The sequence below is a fragment of the Pseudomonas sp. Q1-7 genome, assembly GCF_028010285.1.
Lineage (GTDB): Bacteria > Pseudomonadota > Gammaproteobacteria > Pseudomonadales > Pseudomonadaceae > Metapseudomonas.
This window is the reverse complement of the sequence record NZ_CP116304.1, coordinates 2,575,025-2,589,091: the sequence shown is the minus strand read 5'-3', so window position 1 is coordinate 2,589,091 and position 14,067 is coordinate 2,575,025. Positions and strand designations below refer to the sequence as shown.

General features: G+C 66.9%; 14 protein-coding genes. 6 read left to right on the top strand and 8 right to left on the bottom strand.

From position 1 onward, the window contains the following. Nucleotides 1–133 precede the first annotated feature (133 nt). The 5 genes from ydcS to PJW05_RS11900 all read left to right on the top strand — a co-directional run bounded on the left by ydcS (nucleotide 134) and on the right by PJW05_RS11900 (nucleotide 5,722). Nucleotides 134–1,285 (top strand): putative ABC transporter substrate-binding protein YdcS, encoded by a 1,152-nt coding sequence (ydcS, locus tag PJW05_RS11920; protein WP_271411903.1) that lies wholly within the window; start codon nucleotides 134–136, stop codon nucleotides 1,283–1,285. A 166-nt stretch (nucleotides 1,286–1,451) separates the two neighbouring features. Beyond that, a complete protein-coding gene (locus tag PJW05_RS11915) occupies nucleotides 1,452–2,462 on the top strand; it encodes an ABC transporter ATP-binding protein (RefSeq protein WP_271411902.1) in 1,011 nt (336 codons plus the stop codon). A gap of 3 nt (nucleotides 2,463–2,465) precedes the next feature. After that, nucleotides 2,466–3,404 (top strand): ABC transporter permease, encoded by a 939-nt coding sequence (locus PJW05_RS11910; protein WP_271411901.1) that lies wholly within the window; start codon nucleotides 2,466–2,468, stop codon nucleotides 3,402–3,404. After that, nucleotides 3,394–4,218: an ABC transporter permease gene (locus PJW05_RS11905; RefSeq protein WP_271411900.1), complete on the top strand. Its 825-nt coding sequence runs from the start codon at nucleotides 3,394–3,396 to the stop codon at nucleotides 4,216–4,218. The genes PJW05_RS11910 and PJW05_RS11905 overlap by 11 nt, the downstream gene beginning before the upstream one ends. Nucleotides 4,219–4,297: 79 nt before the next feature. Next, nucleotides 4,298–5,722, top strand: coding sequence for a gamma-aminobutyraldehyde dehydrogenase (locus PJW05_RS11900; protein ID WP_271411899.1), 1,425 nt, complete (start codon nucleotides 4,298–4,300; stop codon nucleotides 5,720–5,722). Between the two features lie 143 nt (nucleotides 5,723–5,865). On the opposite strand, the gene PJW05_RS11895 is transcribed toward PJW05_RS11900, so the two are convergent. The 6 genes from PJW05_RS11895 to PJW05_RS11870 all read right to left on the bottom strand — a co-directional run bounded on the left by PJW05_RS11895 (nucleotide 5,866) and on the right by PJW05_RS11870 (nucleotide 10,959). Further along, the gene (locus tag PJW05_RS11895; protein WP_271411898.1) at nucleotides 5,866–6,573 is read right to left on the bottom strand and encodes a type 1 glutamine amidotransferase; all 708 of its coding nucleotides are present in this window, start codon (nucleotides 6,571–6,573) and stop codon (nucleotides 5,866–5,868) included. Nucleotides 6,574–6,735: 162 nt separating this feature from the next. Next, nucleotides 6,736–7,077 (bottom strand): ribonuclease E inhibitor RraB, encoded by a 342-nt coding sequence (locus tag PJW05_RS11890; RefSeq protein ID WP_271411897.1) that lies wholly within the window; start codon nucleotides 7,075–7,077, stop codon nucleotides 6,736–6,738. A 327-nt stretch (nucleotides 7,078–7,404) separates the two neighbouring features. Continuing rightward, the gene (locus PJW05_RS11885) at nucleotides 7,405–8,166 is read right to left on the bottom strand and encodes an SDR family oxidoreductase (RefSeq protein WP_271411896.1); all 762 of its coding nucleotides are present in this window, start codon (nucleotides 8,164–8,166) and stop codon (nucleotides 7,405–7,407) included. A gap of 1 nt (nucleotide 8,167) precedes the next feature. Beyond that, entirely contained in the window at nucleotides 8,168–9,106 is a 939-nt protein-coding gene (locus PJW05_RS11880) for an alpha/beta hydrolase (RefSeq protein WP_271411895.1), read from the bottom strand. After that, the gene (locus PJW05_RS11875) at nucleotides 9,090–10,553 is read right to left on the bottom strand and encodes a flavin-containing monooxygenase (protein WP_271411894.1); all 1,464 of its coding nucleotides are present in this window, start codon (nucleotides 10,551–10,553) and stop codon (nucleotides 9,090–9,092) included. Before PJW05_RS11875 ends, PJW05_RS11880 begins: the two co-directional genes overlap by 17 nt. A 127-nt stretch (nucleotides 10,554–10,680) precedes the next feature. Beyond that, on the bottom strand, nucleotides 10,681–10,959 hold the full coding sequence (locus PJW05_RS11870; RefSeq protein WP_271411893.1) for a hypothetical protein: 279 nt from the start codon (nucleotides 10,957–10,959) through the stop codon (nucleotides 10,681–10,683). A gap of 175 nt (nucleotides 10,960–11,134) precedes the next feature. Here PJW05_RS11870 and PJW05_RS11865 point away from each other — a divergent pair, with 175 nt between their 5' ends. Beyond that, entirely contained in the window at nucleotides 11,135–12,160 is a 1,026-nt protein-coding gene (locus PJW05_RS11865) for a patatin-like phospholipase family protein (protein ID WP_271411892.1), read from the top strand. A 152-nt stretch (nucleotides 12,161–12,312) separates the two neighbouring features. Here PJW05_RS11865 and glsB read toward each other — a convergent pair whose 3' ends face one another. Together glsB and PJW05_RS11855 are read right to left on the bottom strand one after the other, a co-directional pair. Further along, a complete protein-coding gene (gene glsB, locus PJW05_RS11860; protein WP_271411891.1) occupies nucleotides 12,313–13,221 on the bottom strand; it encodes a glutaminase B in 909 nt (302 codons plus the stop codon). A gap of 77 nt (nucleotides 13,222–13,298) precedes the next feature. Continuing rightward, the gene (locus PJW05_RS11855; RefSeq protein ID WP_271411890.1) at nucleotides 13,299–13,991 is read right to left on the bottom strand and encodes a response regulator; all 693 of its coding nucleotides are present in this window, start codon (nucleotides 13,989–13,991) and stop codon (nucleotides 13,299–13,301) included. Nucleotides 13,992–14,067 lie beyond the last annotated feature (76 nt).

Genomic DNA, 14,067 nt, shown 5'->3' with positions numbered 1-14,067 from the left:
CAGCCCCAAAGCCCCGAACTACGCTGCTCAATGCGAGCAGCGGCCGTGATTTTCGGCACGCTTTCCGCGCACCGCCAACGGCCTGCAGTTCCGCCGATCGGGCTCCGCACGTCATGTACAACAGGAGTCGACAATGCCCTCGCTCAAGTCCGTTTCCCTCTCGTTCGCCGTCAGTTGCGCCTGCCTCATCGCCTCCGCCCAGGCCGCCGAACCGCTGAAGCAACTCGGCGCGGGCGAAGGGCAGCTCGACATCATCGCCTGGCCCGGCTACATCGAGCGCGGCGAGTCGGACAAGAACTACGACTGGGTCACCCAGTTCGAGAAAGACACGGGCTGCAAGGTCAACGTGAAGACCGCCGCCACCTCCGACGAGATGGTCAGCCTGATGGCCAAGGGTGGCTACGACCTGGTCACCGCCTCCGGCGACGCCTCCCTGCGCCTGGTGGCCGGCAAGCGCGTGCAGCCCATCAACACCGCCCTGATCCCCAACTGGAACACCCTCGACGAACGCCTGCAGGACGCACCCTGGCACACGGTGCAGGGCGTTCACTACGGCACCCCCTACCAGTGGGGCCCGAACCTGCTGATGTACAACACCCGGCTGTTCAAGCAGGCGCCGGACAGCTGGGCCGTGGTCTTCGAACCCCTGGACCTGGCCGACGGCAAGTCCAACAAGGGCCGCGTGCAGGCCTACGACGGCCCGATCTACATCGCCGATGCCGCCCTTTACCTGAAATCCGCCAGGCCGGAACTGGGTATCCAGGACCCGTACCAGCTGACCGAAGCGCAGTACGCCGCCGTGCTCGACCTGCTGCGCAAACAGCATGAACTGGTGCACCGCTACTGGCACGACGCAACCGTGCAGATGAGCGACTTCAAGAACGAAGGGGTGGCGGCCGCCAGCACCTGGGGCTACATGGCCAACGCCCTGAAGGCCGAGATGCAGCCGGTGGAGACGGTGTTCCCGAAGGAGGGCGTCACCGGCTGGGCCGACACCACCATGCTGCACGTGGACGCCAAGCACCCGAACTGCGCCTACAAATGGATGGACTGGTCCCTGCAGCCGAAGGTGCAGGGCGACCTGGCCGCCTGGTTCGGCTCGCTGCCGGTGGTGGCCAAGGGCTGCACCGGCAGCGAACTGCTCGGCCCCGACGGCTGCGCCACCAACGGCTACGACCAGTTCGACAAGATCGCCTTCTGGAAGACCCCGGAAGCCCAGGGCGGGAAGTTCGTCCCCTACAGTCGGTGGACGCAGGACTACATCGCCATCATGGGTGGTAGGTAGTCCGCACCGATCTCCCTCCAGAAGTCACCCCTCTCCCCCTGGGAGAGGGGCCGGGGGTGAGGGAGGTCAGGCATAGCGCGCACCGTGAAACACCGAACGACTGAGATACCCCTCACCCCAGCCCTCTCCCGGAGGGAGAGGGAGCAAAGCCATCCGGAGCTCCCCCATGACCACAGCCGTCCAGTTCACCGATGTCTGCCGTTTCTACGGCGATGTGAAGGCGGTGGATCGCGTGTCCATTGAAATCCGCGACGGCGAGTTCTTCTCCATGCTCGGCCCCTCCGGCTCGGGCAAGACCACCTGCCTGCGCCTCATCGCCGGTTTCGAGCGGCCCACCTCGGGCTCCATCCGCATCCACGGCGAGGAGGCTGGGGGCCTTGCGCCCTACGAGCGCGACGTGAACACCGTGTTCCAGGACTACGCCCTGTTCCCCCACATGAACGTGCGCGACAACGTCGCCTACGGCCTCAAGGTCAAGGGCGTCGCCAGGGCCGAGCGTCTGGGCCGTGCGGAGGAAGCGCTGGGCATGGTCGCCCTCCCCGGCTATGGCGACAGGAAACCCGCGCAGCTCTCCGGCGGCCAGCGCCAGCGCGTGGCCCTGGCCCGCGCGCTGATCAACCGCCCCCGCGTGCTGCTGCTGGACGAGCCCCTGGGCGCCCTCGACCTCAAGCTGCGCGAACAGATGCAGAGCGAGTTAAAGAAGCTGCAGCGCCAGCTCGGCATCACCTTCATCTTCGTCACCCATGACCAGGGCGAGGCGCTCTCCATGTCCGACCGCGTGGCGGTGTTCAACAGGGGCCGCATCGAACAGGTGGACAGCCCGCAGAACCTCTACCGCCAGCCGCGCACCCGCTTCGTCGCCGAATTCGTCGGTACCGCCAACGTGCTCCATGGCGACTTCGCCCAGCGCCTGACCGGCAGTCCCGGCGCATTTTCCCTGCGCCCGGAGCACGTGCGCTTCGGCCATGCCGCCAGCGGCGAGCTGCAGGTCAGCGCCACGGTGCACGACGTGCAGTACCTCGGCGCCAGCAGCCGCTACGAACTCAACCTGGACGACGGCGGGCGCCTGGCCGTCAGCCTGCCCAACGGCGAGCAGCCGGACAGCGGCCGCCCGCAACCCGGCCAGCAGGTCCAGGCCTGCTGGGCCCGCAGCGCCATGGTTGCACTCAGCGAGTAGGCCATGGGCAGCGTCATCGCCAGCCACCGGGCCGGACCGCTGCGCGGGGTCTCCAACCTGCTCTATCGCCGCGCCACCCTCTACCTGTTGCTGCTCCTGACCCCGCCGCTGCTGTGGTTCGGCGTCGTCTACATCGGCTCGCTGTTCGCCCTGCTCTGGCAGAGCTTCTACACCTTCGACGACTTCACCATGGCGGTGACGCCGGAGCTGACCCTGGCCAACTACGCCGCCCTGTTCAACCCGGCCAACTACGACATCATCCTGCGCACCCTCGGCATGGCCATCGCCGTGAGCCTGGCCAGCGCGGTGCTGGCCTTCCCCATCGCCTACTACATGGCGCGCTTCGCCTCGCCCCGGGAGAAGGCCTTCTTCTACATCGCAGTGATGCTGCCGATGTGGGCCAGTTACATCGTCAAGGCCTATGCCTGGACGGTGATCCTGGCCAAGGGCGGAATCCTCTACTGGCTGATCCAGCAACTGCACCTGGAAGGCCTGCTGGGCAGCCTGCTGGCCGTTCCCGGCGTGGGCGGCAACACCCTGTCCACCTCTCACCTCGGGCGTTTCCTGGTGTTCACCTACATCTGGCTGCCGTTCATGATCCTGCCGATCCAGGCCTCCCTCGAACGCCTGCCACCCTCGCTGCTGCAGGCCTCGGCCGACCTCGGCGCCCGGCCCCGGCAGACCTTCGCCCAGGTCATCCTGCCGCTGGCTTTCCCCGGCGTCGTGGCCGGTTCCATTTTCACCTTCAGCCTGACCCTGGGCGATTTCATCATCCCGCAACTGGTGGGCCCCAGTGGCCTGTTCATCGGCACCATGGTCTACGTGCAGCAAGGCTCGGTGGGCAACATCCCCCTGGCGGCGGCCTTCACCCTGGTGCCCATCCTGCTGATCGCCCTCTACCTGTCCATCGCCAAGCGGCTGGGGGCCTTCGATGCACTCTGACTCGGAAAGACAGGGGGAACGGGCGTCCTGGGGACTGCGCCTGGCGGCCTGGGGCGGCCTGGCGTTCCTGCACTTCCCGATCCTGGTGATCCTGCTGTATGCCTTCAACGTCGAGCAGTCGGCCTACAGTTTCCCGCTCAAGGGCTTCACCCTGGAATGGTTCGCCGTGCTGGGCAGCCGGGACGACGTGCTGCAGGCGATCATCCTGTCGCTGAAAGTGGCCTGCCTGGCCACCGCGCTGGCCATGGTCCTCGGCACCCTGGCCGCCGCCGCGCTCTACCGCCGCGACTTCTTCGGCAAGGAAAGCATCACCCTGATGCTGATCCTGCCCATCGCCCTGCCCGGCATCATCACCGGCATCGCCCTGCTCTCGGCCTTCAAGACCCTCGGCATCGAACCCGGCATCTTCACCATCGTGGTCGGCCACGCCACCTTCTGCGTGGTGATCGTCTACAACAACGTGATCGCGCGATTCCGGCGCACCTCCCACAGCCTGATCGAAGCCTCGATGGACCTGGGCGCGGACGGCTGGCAGACCTTTCGCTACATCATCCTGCCGAACATCGCCACCGCCCTGCTGGCGGGCGGCATGCTGGCCTTCGCACTGTCCTTCGACGAGATCATCGTCACCACCTTCACCGCCGGCCATGAACAGACCCTGCCCCTCTGGCTGCTCAGCCAGCTCAGCCGCCCGCGCGACGTCCCGGTGACCAACGTGGTGGCCCTGCTGGTGATGCTCGTCACCATGCTGCCCATCCTCGGCGCCTATTACCTGACGCGGGGCACCGAGTCGGTGGCGGGGGGTGGGAAGTGAAGTCGCTTCGACTCCCCTGGACAACGCCCCTCTCCCGCGCGCGGGAGGGGGGACAAGGCATCTACCCGAGGAATCCGACATGCAAACCAAACTCCTGATCAATGGCCAGTTCCTCCAGGGCGACGGCGAAGCCCTCGACGTCTTGAATCCCGCCACCGGCGCGGTGCTGGTGAGAATCGCCGAAGCCAGCGAAGCCCAGGTGGACGCCGCCGTGCGCGCGGCCGACGCGGCCTTCGAAGGCTGGGCGCGGACCTCGCCCCGGGACCGTGCCACCCTGCTGCTGAAACTGGCGGACCGCATCGAAGAACAGGCTGGCGAACTTGCCAGGCTGGAGTCGGACAACTGTGGCAAGCCCTACGCCGCCGCGCTGAACGACGAACTCCCGGCGGTCGCCGACGTGTTTCGCTTCTTCGCCGGGGCCAGCCGCTGCCTTACCGGCTCGGCAGCGGGCGAGTACCTGCCGGGATTCACTTCAATGATCCGCCGCGACCCGGTGGGGGTGATCGCCTCCATCGCGCCCTGGAACTACCCGCTGATGATGGCCGCCTGGAAGCTCGGCCCGGCCCTGGCCGCCGGCAATACCGTGGTGCTCAAGCCCTCGGAGCAGACGCCGCTGACCGCCCTGCGCCTGGCGGAACTCATCGCCGAACTGCTGCCGCCGGGGGTGGTGAACATCGTCCTCGGCCGGGGCCCCACCGTGGGCAGCCCGCTGGTCTCCCACCCGCTGGTGCGCATGGTGTCGCTGACCGGCTCAGTGGGCACCGGCAAGGCGATCATACGCAGCGCCGCCGAGAGCGTGAAGCGCACCCACATGGAACTGGGCGGCAAGGCGCCGGTGATCGTCTTCGACGACGCCGACCTGGCTGATGTGGTGGCCGGCATCCGTACCTTCGGCTTCTACAACGCCGGGCAGGACTGCACCGCCGCCTGCCGCATCTATGCCGGCAAGAAGATCTACGACAACTTCGTCGCCGACCTGGCCAGCGCGGTGTCCAGCCTCAAGACCGGCCTGCAGGACGACCCGGCCACCGAACTCGGCCCACTGATCACCCAGAGCCAGCGCGAACGGGTGGCCGGTTTCGTCGACCGCGCCCGTGGCCAATCGCACATCCAGATCGCCACCGGCGGCAAGCCGGTGGCCGGCAGCGGTTTCTTCTACGAACCCACGGTGGTGGCCCATGCCAGGCAGGAGGACGAGATCGTGCGGCGCGAGGTGTTCGGCCCGGTGGTGACAGTGACGCCGTTCAGCGATGTGGACGAGGCGGTGCGCTGGGCCAACGATTCCGACTACGGCCTGGCGTCATCGGTATGGACGCACGACGTGGGCCGTGCCGCCGCCGTCGCCTCGCGCCTGCACTACGGCTGCACCTGGATCAACACTCACTTCATGCTCACCAACGAAATGCCCCACGGCGGTTTCAAGCAGTCCGGCTACGGCAAGGACCTCTCCATGTACGGGCTGGAGGATTACACCGTGGTGCGGCATGTGATGATCAAACACTGATCGGGTTCGGACGGCCCCCAGCTTGTGGGGGCGAATTCATTCGCACAGGGCGGCGAAGCTCACCCCTCGGGCGTTGATGGCCGAACCTTCGGTCCGGTTGGCGACTGAAGTCGCCCCCACAGGGAGAGCGAAGCCCCGCTGCCCTAGCCGAACGCCAGCGCCAGCCAGCGCTGGTAGAACCCTTCCGCCACCTGGTTCAGCGCCGTCACCCTGGCCGGCAGGTCCTCCAGCATCCGCGTGCGGGCCTGCTGGCTGGGCTGGGTTTCGTCGAGCAGATGCGCCCAGTCGGTGAGCCAGTTGCGCACCAGCTCTTCGGTCATTTCCGGATGGCCTTGCAGGGCCAATACCTTGTCGCCCCAGGAAAATCCCTGGTTGGGGCACCAGGGACTGTCCATCAGCCACTGCGCGCCTTCGGGCAGGTCGAAGGTATCGCTGTGCCACTGGTAGATCGAGAACTCCCGCGGCAGGTGGGACAGCCAAGGGTTGTCGATAGCCAGGGCGCGCTTCTCCAGCGGCTGCCAGCCGATCTCGGTGTAGGGCATGCGGTGCACGGCGGCCCCCAGGGCACGGGCCAGCAACTGGCCGCCCAGGCAGTGGCCGATCAGGGGCACACCGCGGGCGACAAAATGCTGCAAGGCGGCGATTTCCGCCCCGATCCAGGGCAGCGGGTCGTTGACGCTCATGGGCCCGCCCATGATGGCCACCGCCTTGGGCCGGTCCAGGTCGTAGCCCTCCAGCTCGCCCAGGTCCGAGCGCACGACGATGAAGTCGCGCTGCTCCCGGTCCAGAACGGTGGCCAGGTGGCCGGCAGGGCAGAAATCCGCGTGGGTAAGAATCAGGATATCGGTCATGGGGTCCCCTCTGATCGACTGAGTCTGAGGCAAAGGCCATGCCGCGGTCGAGTAAGGGAACCGTAGTTTTCTGCGAGCCCGGGTGAGGGAGGGAAACCAGCCGGATCTTTGTCCGGTATGCCCGGTTCGCGACAGTCGCGCCGCCACGAACCGGGGTGGTTATCAAGGATGCTTGACGGAAACTTCCTGGGTCACGCCCCAGCCGTCGAGCACGCCACCGAGCGGGACCACCAGGGCCTCCAGGTCGTGCTCGAAATCACCGATTCCCGCATGGGTGGCGTACATCACCTTGCTGACCTGCAGGTGCCAGGCTCCATCGGCACGGACCGACACCTGGGCGTTCAAGGATTCGCCACGGAAATTCTTCGCCGCCAGTCGCGCCCGGTCCTCGTCGGGGAAGATGGCGTAGAACTCGATCGGATGGACACGGGCAAAATCGAAACCGCCCTCTTTCATGCGGCGCAACAGATTGCTGCTGACATCATCGTGGAAGGCTGTGCTCATGAAACGACCTCCTCTTAGCGATGGATGAGATTCCGCTTTTCCGCTTTCTCCGAGAAGCCGCTCGAGCCGGCTTCGCGGCACCATGCGGTGCCGCCCCCGGGCCGGCACCGCAGACACAGCGCCAGACCCTGGCCGGACCCCGCGCGGACCCGGCCACTGATTCACTCGTCGAGTGATCTTTCAGCTTTCATTTTGCAGGGTAGCGCCACGCAGGCGGGTCTGCCGAAAAGCAGGACAAATAGTCACAAAAGTGGCGACAGGCGGCGCTCGGGGAGCCTCGGGGCTGAGCGCCCGCTGCCATCCACCCGCCAGGTGCCGCCTCGGCAATCAGCCCCTGCTGAGCACCTTCATCACCCAGCGATTGACCCAGGCCGGCGACACCTGCCCCGCTCCGTACATCAGGCGGAACAATCCGCTCACCGGTCGATGCACCGTCGCGCCCTGGGCCTGCTGCCAGGCCGCCCGGGCGATGTCTTCGGCATCCAGATTCACCCCCAGGCGGCGCAATACCGGCGGTTCGAAGCGCTGGCTGCTGACCATCGGGGTACGCACGAAGGGCGGCATCAAGTCACCGACACGGATGCCATGCCGGCGCCATTCCAGTTCCAGGGCCTCGGTGAAGCCGCGCACCGCGAACTTCGAGGCGGAATAGCTGGCCATGTGCGGCGTGCCGTAGACGCCCGAGGCCGAGCCCATGTTGATCACCTGGGCGCCGCGGGTGGCCTTGAGGTAGGGAAAGGCCGCGTGGGTCACCTGTACCAGTCCCAGCACATTGATGTTGAGGATGCGCGCATGCTCGGCCATGTCGATCGCTTCGAAATGACCGAAACGCAGCACACCCGCGCAGTTGAACAGCAGGCGCAACTGGCCGTCGTGGCGACCACAGAAGTCCGCCAGGGCGGCTTCGACGGCGGCCAGGTCGGTCACGTCCAACGCCTGGCGCCAGACGCCGCCTAAGGCCTCCGCCTGGGTCGCCAGCGCCTCGGCGTCGCGGTCGATCAGCCCGACCTGCCAACCGCGCTCATGGAACAGCCGGGCGGTGGCGGCGCCGATGCCGGAGGCGCCACCGGTGATCAGGATGTTGTCCATCTCAGCGCTCTACCTCCACATGCCGGCAGATGAAGTCGGCGGCGCTGTCCAGGGCCTCGTCGGCCCGGCGCAACACCCCGGCGTGGGCCTGGAACACATGCCAGAGCCCCGGATAGCGCTCCAGGCGCACCCAGCCGCCCGCGGCACGTACCCGTTCGGCCAGGCGCAGGCTGTCGTCACGCAGCACTTCGTCCTCGGCCACCTGCACCAGCATCGGCGGCAACCCGGAAAGGTCGGCGAACAGCGGCGACAAGGCCGGGTCGCGACGGTCCAGGCCGGGTGGGCAATAAAGGCGCATCGCCTGCTCGACCCAGGCCGGGTGGATCAGCGGATCGCCGGCGGGCGGCCTGTGCTGCGCGGTGCCGCTGAGGTCGGTGACCGGCGAGAAACAGACCAGCCCAGCCGGCAGCGGCAAGCCCTGGCGGCGGATTTCCAGCGCACTGAGCAGGGTCAGGTTGCCCCCCGCCGAATCGCCGCCGATGACAATGCGCGAAGCCGGGTAGCCGGCATCCAGCAGCCCGCGATAAGCCGCCACGGCGTCTTCCCGCGCGGCGGGAAAGGGATGCTCCGGCGCCAGCCGGTAGTCCAGGGCACACACCGCCACCCCGGCGCGCCTGGCCAGGCTGGCGGTGATCGCGCGGTGGGTGGCCGGTGAGCCGGTGATGAATGCGCCGCCGTGCAGGTAGAGCAAGGCCACATGGCTGCCGCCCGGCGGTCGGTGCCATTCGCAAGGACGGCCGCCCAGTTGCCCGGCCTCGCGCTGCACACCCCGTGGCGCCAGGGTGCCGGCGGTGATCGCGCGCAGCACCCGGCGTTGCAGCCACACGGGCAACGGCGGCCGCATCAGACCGCGGAACAGCAGGCTCAGGGCGGCGCGCAGGGTCGCACGCCGCAACGGCTGGCCGGGCTCCGGCGCGGTGAACTCAACGGGTGCATTCATAATGGTCCAACTCCAGGCGACAAGTCTGTTGGCGGTAGCTGAAGGTGAATCCCGGCCAGTTGTTGGTGTTGCGGCCGTCAGCGGTCTTGTACCAGCTGTTGCAGCCCTGCTCCCAGACGGTGTGGCGCACGTCCTGCTGCAGGCGCTGGTTGAAGCGGCGTTGCACCTCGGGCTTGAGGTCGAGGTAGCGCAGATCACGCAACGCGCGGATGCCGTCCAGCACATAGGGGAACTGGCTTTCCAGCATGTAGAGGATGGAGTTGTGCCCGAGGTTGGTATTCGGCCCGTAGAGGATGAACAGGTTGGGGAACCCGCTGACGCTGATGCCGAGGTAGGCCTCGGCACCATCCCGCCAGGCCTGGTTCAGGTCCCGACCGCCGAGCCCGCGGATGCTCATGGGCGCCAGGAAGTCGGTGGCAGTGAAACCGGTGCCGAGGATGATCGCATCCACCTCATGGCGGCGGCCGTCGCGGGTGACCAGCGCGTCCGCCGTCACCTCGCGGATGCCCGCGTCGACGACCTCAACGTTCGGCCGCGCCAGGGCCGGGTAGAAATCATTGGAGATCAGGATGCGCTTGCAGCCCAGTGGATAGTCCGGCAGCAGGCGCTTGCGCAAGGCCGGGTCAGCGATGCCGCGCGCCAGGTGCCAGCGGAAACGCAGTTGCATCAGTTTCATCAGCGGTGGGAACACCGAGAACGCCAGCACCCGCGACTCGTGCTGGATGTACTTGAGCAGCCGGTCGAGCTTCTGCAGCCCGGGCACGCGCCGCATCAGCGCCAGCTCCCAGCGCCGGTAGGCGCGGTCCGGTTTGGGAATCACGTAGGCCGCCGAGCGCTGGAAGAGCGTCAGCCGCGCAACCTTCGAGGCAATCCGCGGAACGAACTGGATGGCGCTGGCGCCGGTGCCGATCACCGCCACGCGCTTGCCCTCCAGCGGGTAGTCGTGGTTCCAGCGGGCCGAGTGGAACAGCTCGCCCTTGAAGCCGTCCAGCCCGGCAATGCGCGGCCAGGCCGGACGGTTCAACTGGCCGCAGGCACTGACCAGCGCTCGTGCCCTGAAGCGTTCACCGGATCGGCTAGCCACCTGCCAGGTGCCGCTGTCAGCGTCGAACGCCGCCTCCGCCACCTCGCAGCCGAAGCGGATGTACCGGCGCAAACCGTACTTGTCGGCGCAATGGCGCTGGTAGGCGAATATCTCCTCCTGCGGCGCGAACTTGCGCGACCAGTCAGCCTTGGGCTCGAAGGAGAACGAATAGAGATGCGAAGGCACGTCACAGGCCGCGCCGGGGTAGCCGTTGTCGCGCCAGGTACCGCCGACTTCATCGCCCTTCTCGAGGATGAGGAAGTCGTGGATGCCGGCCTTCTGCAACTGGATGGCCAGGCCGAGGCCGCCGAAGCCGGCGCCGATGATCAGCACCCGCAGCGACGGCTGGGCATTGTTGTGCATTGTTATCTCCCGTCCCTATGACGGGAGATGCTAGTTCGCCATCGCTCGCGCGGGAATGGCGTTGCGCGCCTTGGCAGTGGGAAATTGGGACAGAAGTACCATTCCCTCACCGGGCACCGACGCGGGATCAGCGCCCGGCCCGCGACTCGCGGATGTAGAAGCGGGCCTTCTCGGCCTTGTCGTAGCAGCCCTCGAACGACTCGAACTGCTGCTCGGTCTTGGCGGCGGTGAGCAGGCTCAGCGCCTTGGAGTAGCTCACGGCGCCGGAAAAGCCTTCGGCCTTGGCCAGGTCCAGCTCCTTCCAGGCCGCATCCAGTTGGGTGGCGCATTCGCTGCGGTAGGCGGTCTTGCCGGCGCAACCGGCGAGCAGCAGGGCGACCAGGGGCAGGCTGATCCAGGCTTTCATGAACAACGCTCCAGTGAGAAAGATCGACAAAGTCTAGTGCCCCGGCGGCGACTCCGGAATACGGAAAATCCGGCCCCGCCTGCGCCGACGACCGGCCCCGACCCGGCTCCCCAACGCCTTGGCGACGGCCCCGCCACGGGCGTATCGTCAAGGCAATGTCGGCGGGGGAATCCGAATGAGCAAACGCGTGGCACTGGTACTGGGGTCGGGGGGCGCGCGCGGCTATGCGCACATCGGCGTGATCGAGGAGATCGAAGCGCGCGGCTACGAGATCGCCTGCATCGCCGGCTGTTCCATGGGCGCCGTGGTGGGCGGTATCTATGCCGCCGGCAAGCTGCACCACTACCGAGAATGGACCGAGAGCCTGGACTACCTGGATGTCCTGCGCCTGCTCGATGTGAGCTTCCGCCTCGGCGCCATCCGTGGCGAAAAGGTTTTCGGGCGCATCCGTGACATCGTCGGCGAAATCAATATCGAGGAACTGCCCATCCCCTACACGGCGGTCGCCACGGACCTCACCAACCAGCAGGAAATCTGGTTCCAGGAAGGCTGCCTGCACCAGGCCATGCGCGCCTCGGCGGCCATTCCCAGCCTGTTCACCCCGGTTGTCCAGGGCAGCCGCATGCTGGTGGACGGCGGCCTGCTCAACCCGCTGCCGATCATCCCGGTGGTGTCCAGCCACTGCGACCTGATCATCGCCGTCAACCTCAACGCCACCACCCAACGCGAGTACCAATTGCCGGTGATCGAGCGTCCGCCGGCGATCAAGGGACGCATCGACCTGCTGATGGCGTCCCTCGGCTCACGGCTGCCGTTCTGGAAGCGCAGCGGCGCCGACGCCCATGGCATGCTCGACCCGGAGAGCCTGCCTGGCGGCAATCCCTGGCTGGAAGACGTGGCGCCGCAGATGCAACAGCCGGCCGCCAGCCCGGAAACCGAGGGCGCCCCCAAGTCCGCCAGCGGCTCGGAGGTGATCGCCAGCGTCGGCCCGGCCTCCCTGCTGGACCTGGTGAACCAGAGCTTCGAGGTGATGCAGACCTCCCTCGCCCAGTACAAGATCGCCGGCTATCCGCCGGACATCCTCATCAACGTACCCAAGCGGGTGTGCCGCTTCTTCGAGTTCTACAAGGCGCCGGAGCTGATCCAGCTCGGCCGGCAGATCGCCAGCGAAACCCTTGAGCGTTACGAGCAGGGGAACTGATTCCGAAGCTCGATCTACTTTTCCGTAGGCGCGAATTCATTCGCGAAGGGCAGCAAAGCGGCCCGTTTCTCCCAGCCCCGCAGTACGGTCCTTCGGCCCGTTTCGCGAATGAATTCGCGCCCACACGCTGCGCTGACCGGCCCCTCCACTCGCTAGAAAATCGACCAGCCGATGCGCTCGGAAAGCTTCTCCAGGGCCGCCATGCCGGCCAGGGAGTTGCCGGCTTCGTTGAGTTCCGGCGACCAGACACAGACGGTGAACCGCCCCGGCACCACCGCGACTATCCCGCCCCCGACCCCGCTCTTGCCCGGCAACCCGACCCGGTAGGCGAAGTTGCCGGCCTCGTCGTAGAGGCCGCTGGTGGCCATGATGGCGTTCACCTGCTTGGCCTGGCGCGGCGTCAGCACCTGTTCGCCGCTGTGGGGGCTGACGCCGTTGTTGGCAAGGAAGCTGAAGGCCAGCGCCAGGTCGGCGCAGCTCATGCGAATGGCGCAGTGGTGGAAGTAGCTGTGCAGCACCGCTTCCACGTCGTTGTGGAAATTGCCGAAGGACTGCATCAGGTAGGCCATGGCAGCGTTGCGTGCGCGGTGCTGGTACTCGGAACGGGCCACCCCCTCGTCCGACACCACGTGGAAGTTGCCGGACAAGCGCCGGACGAAATCGCGCATGGACAGCGAGGGCGCGGCGAAGCGCGATTCGTTGATGTCGCAGATCACCAGGGCGCCGGCGTTGATGAAGGGGTTGCGCGGCACGCCGCGCTCGAACTCCAGCTGCACCAGGGAATTGAAGGGCTGCCCCGACGGCTCGTGGCCCAGGCGCTGCCAGATGGCCTCGCCGGAATGCTGGATGGCCTGCACCAGGCTGAAGACCTTGGAAATGCTCTGGATGGAAAAGGGTGCCAAGCCGTCGCCGGCGTAGGTCATTTCGCCGTCATTGCTGTAGACGGCGATGCCCAGCTGATCGGGACTGACGCTGGCAAGTGCGGGGATGTAACTGGCGACCTTGCCCTGGCCGATCAGTGGGCGGACTTCGTCGAGGATTTCGTTCAACAACTGCTGCATGCTGGTCCTTCCGGTGGGGAGCGTCTTCGCGCTCATGCAGCAGTGGACGCCCGGCGCGAGTCGGGCGGCACAGCTCGCTACGCCTCTCTCAGACGGTAGCCGACCCCCGCCTCGGTGACGATGAATCGGGGGTTGGCCGGGTCGTCGCCGAGCTTCTGCCGCAGATGGCCCACCACCACCCGCAGGTAGTGGCTGTCCTCCACGTGGGTGGGGCCCCAGATGTCCTTGAGCAGTTGCTGCTGGGTGACCACCCGGCCCAGGTGGCGGGCCAGTTGGGCCAGCACGGCATACTCCTTGCGGGTCAGCGCCACCTCGTTGCCGTCGAGGGTCACGCGACGGTAGGCGAAGTCCAGTCGCAACGGGCCGCTGGAGACGCTCGCCTCCTGCTGCTCGCCGGCCCCACCCTGGCGCAGCAGTACCCGTACTCGGGCCAGGAATTCCTGGATGCCGAAGGGTTTGGTCACGTAGTCGTTGGCGCCACCGTCCAGGGCCAGCACCTTCTCGCCCTCGCTGGCGCGCACCGAGAGCACCAGCACCGGCACCCCGGACCATTCGCGCAGCTCCCGCAGCACGTCCTGGCCGTCCATGTCCGGCAGGCCGAGGTCCAGCACCAGCATGTCGGGCCGGGCCAGCGCTGCCTGCTCCAGCCCTTCGCGGCCATTGGCGGCCTCCAGCACCCGGTAGCCCTGGGCGACCAGGCTGATGCGCAGGAACTTGCGAATCTGCGCTTCGTCGTCGATGACCAGGATGGTCGGTTGGTTGGTGCTCATTCGAGATTCGTCGTTTCCATTGCCAATTCGGACTTTCTACTTGTGGGAGCGAATTCATTCGCGAAGGACAGCACCG

Coding starts and splice junctions, on each gene's coding strand:
- PJW05_RS11885 (WP_271411896.1), bottom strand. CDS start 8,166: ATGGACAACATCCTGATCACCGGTGGCGCCTCCGGCATCGGCGCCGCC.
- PJW05_RS11875 (WP_271411894.1), bottom strand. CDS start 10,553: ATGCACAACAATGCCCAGCCGTCGCTGCGGGTGCTGATCATCGGCGCC.
- ydcS (WP_271411903.1), top strand. CDS start 134: ATGCCCTCGCTCAAGTCCGTTTCCCTCTCGTTCGCCGTCAGTTGCGCC.
- PJW05_RS11890 (WP_271411897.1), bottom strand. CDS start 7,077: ATGAGCACAGCCTTCCACGATGATGTCAGCAGCAATCTGTTGCGCCGC.
- PJW05_RS11915 (WP_271411902.1), top strand. CDS start 1,452: ATGACCACAGCCGTCCAGTTCACCGATGTCTGCCGTTTCTACGGCGAT.
- PJW05_RS11910 (WP_271411901.1), top strand. CDS start 2,466: ATGGGCAGCGTCATCGCCAGCCACCGGGCCGGACCGCTGCGCGGGGTC.
- PJW05_RS11905 (WP_271411900.1), top strand. CDS start 3,394: ATGCACTCTGACTCGGAAAGACAGGGGGAACGGGCGTCCTGGGGACTG.
- PJW05_RS11865 (WP_271411892.1), top strand. CDS start 11,135: ATGAGCAAACGCGTGGCACTGGTACTGGGGTCGGGGGGCGCGCGCGGC.
- PJW05_RS11900 (WP_271411899.1), top strand. CDS start 4,298: ATGCAAACCAAACTCCTGATCAATGGCCAGTTCCTCCAGGGCGACGGC.
- PJW05_RS11855 (WP_271411890.1), bottom strand. CDS start 13,991: ATGAGCACCAACCAACCGACCATCCTGGTCATCGACGACGAAGCGCAG.
- PJW05_RS11870 (WP_271411893.1), bottom strand. CDS start 10,959: ATGAAAGCCTGGATCAGCCTGCCCCTGGTCGCCCTGCTGCTCGCCGGT.
- PJW05_RS11895 (WP_271411898.1), bottom strand. CDS start 6,573: ATGACCGATATCCTGATTCTTACCCACGCGGATTTCTGCCCTGCCGGC.
- glsB (WP_271411891.1), bottom strand. CDS start 13,221: ATGCAGCAGTTGTTGAACGAAATCCTCGACGAAGTCCGCCCACTGATC.
- PJW05_RS11880 (WP_271411895.1), bottom strand. CDS start 9,106: ATGAATGCACCCGTTGAGTTCACCGCGCCGGAGCCCGGCCAGCCGTTG.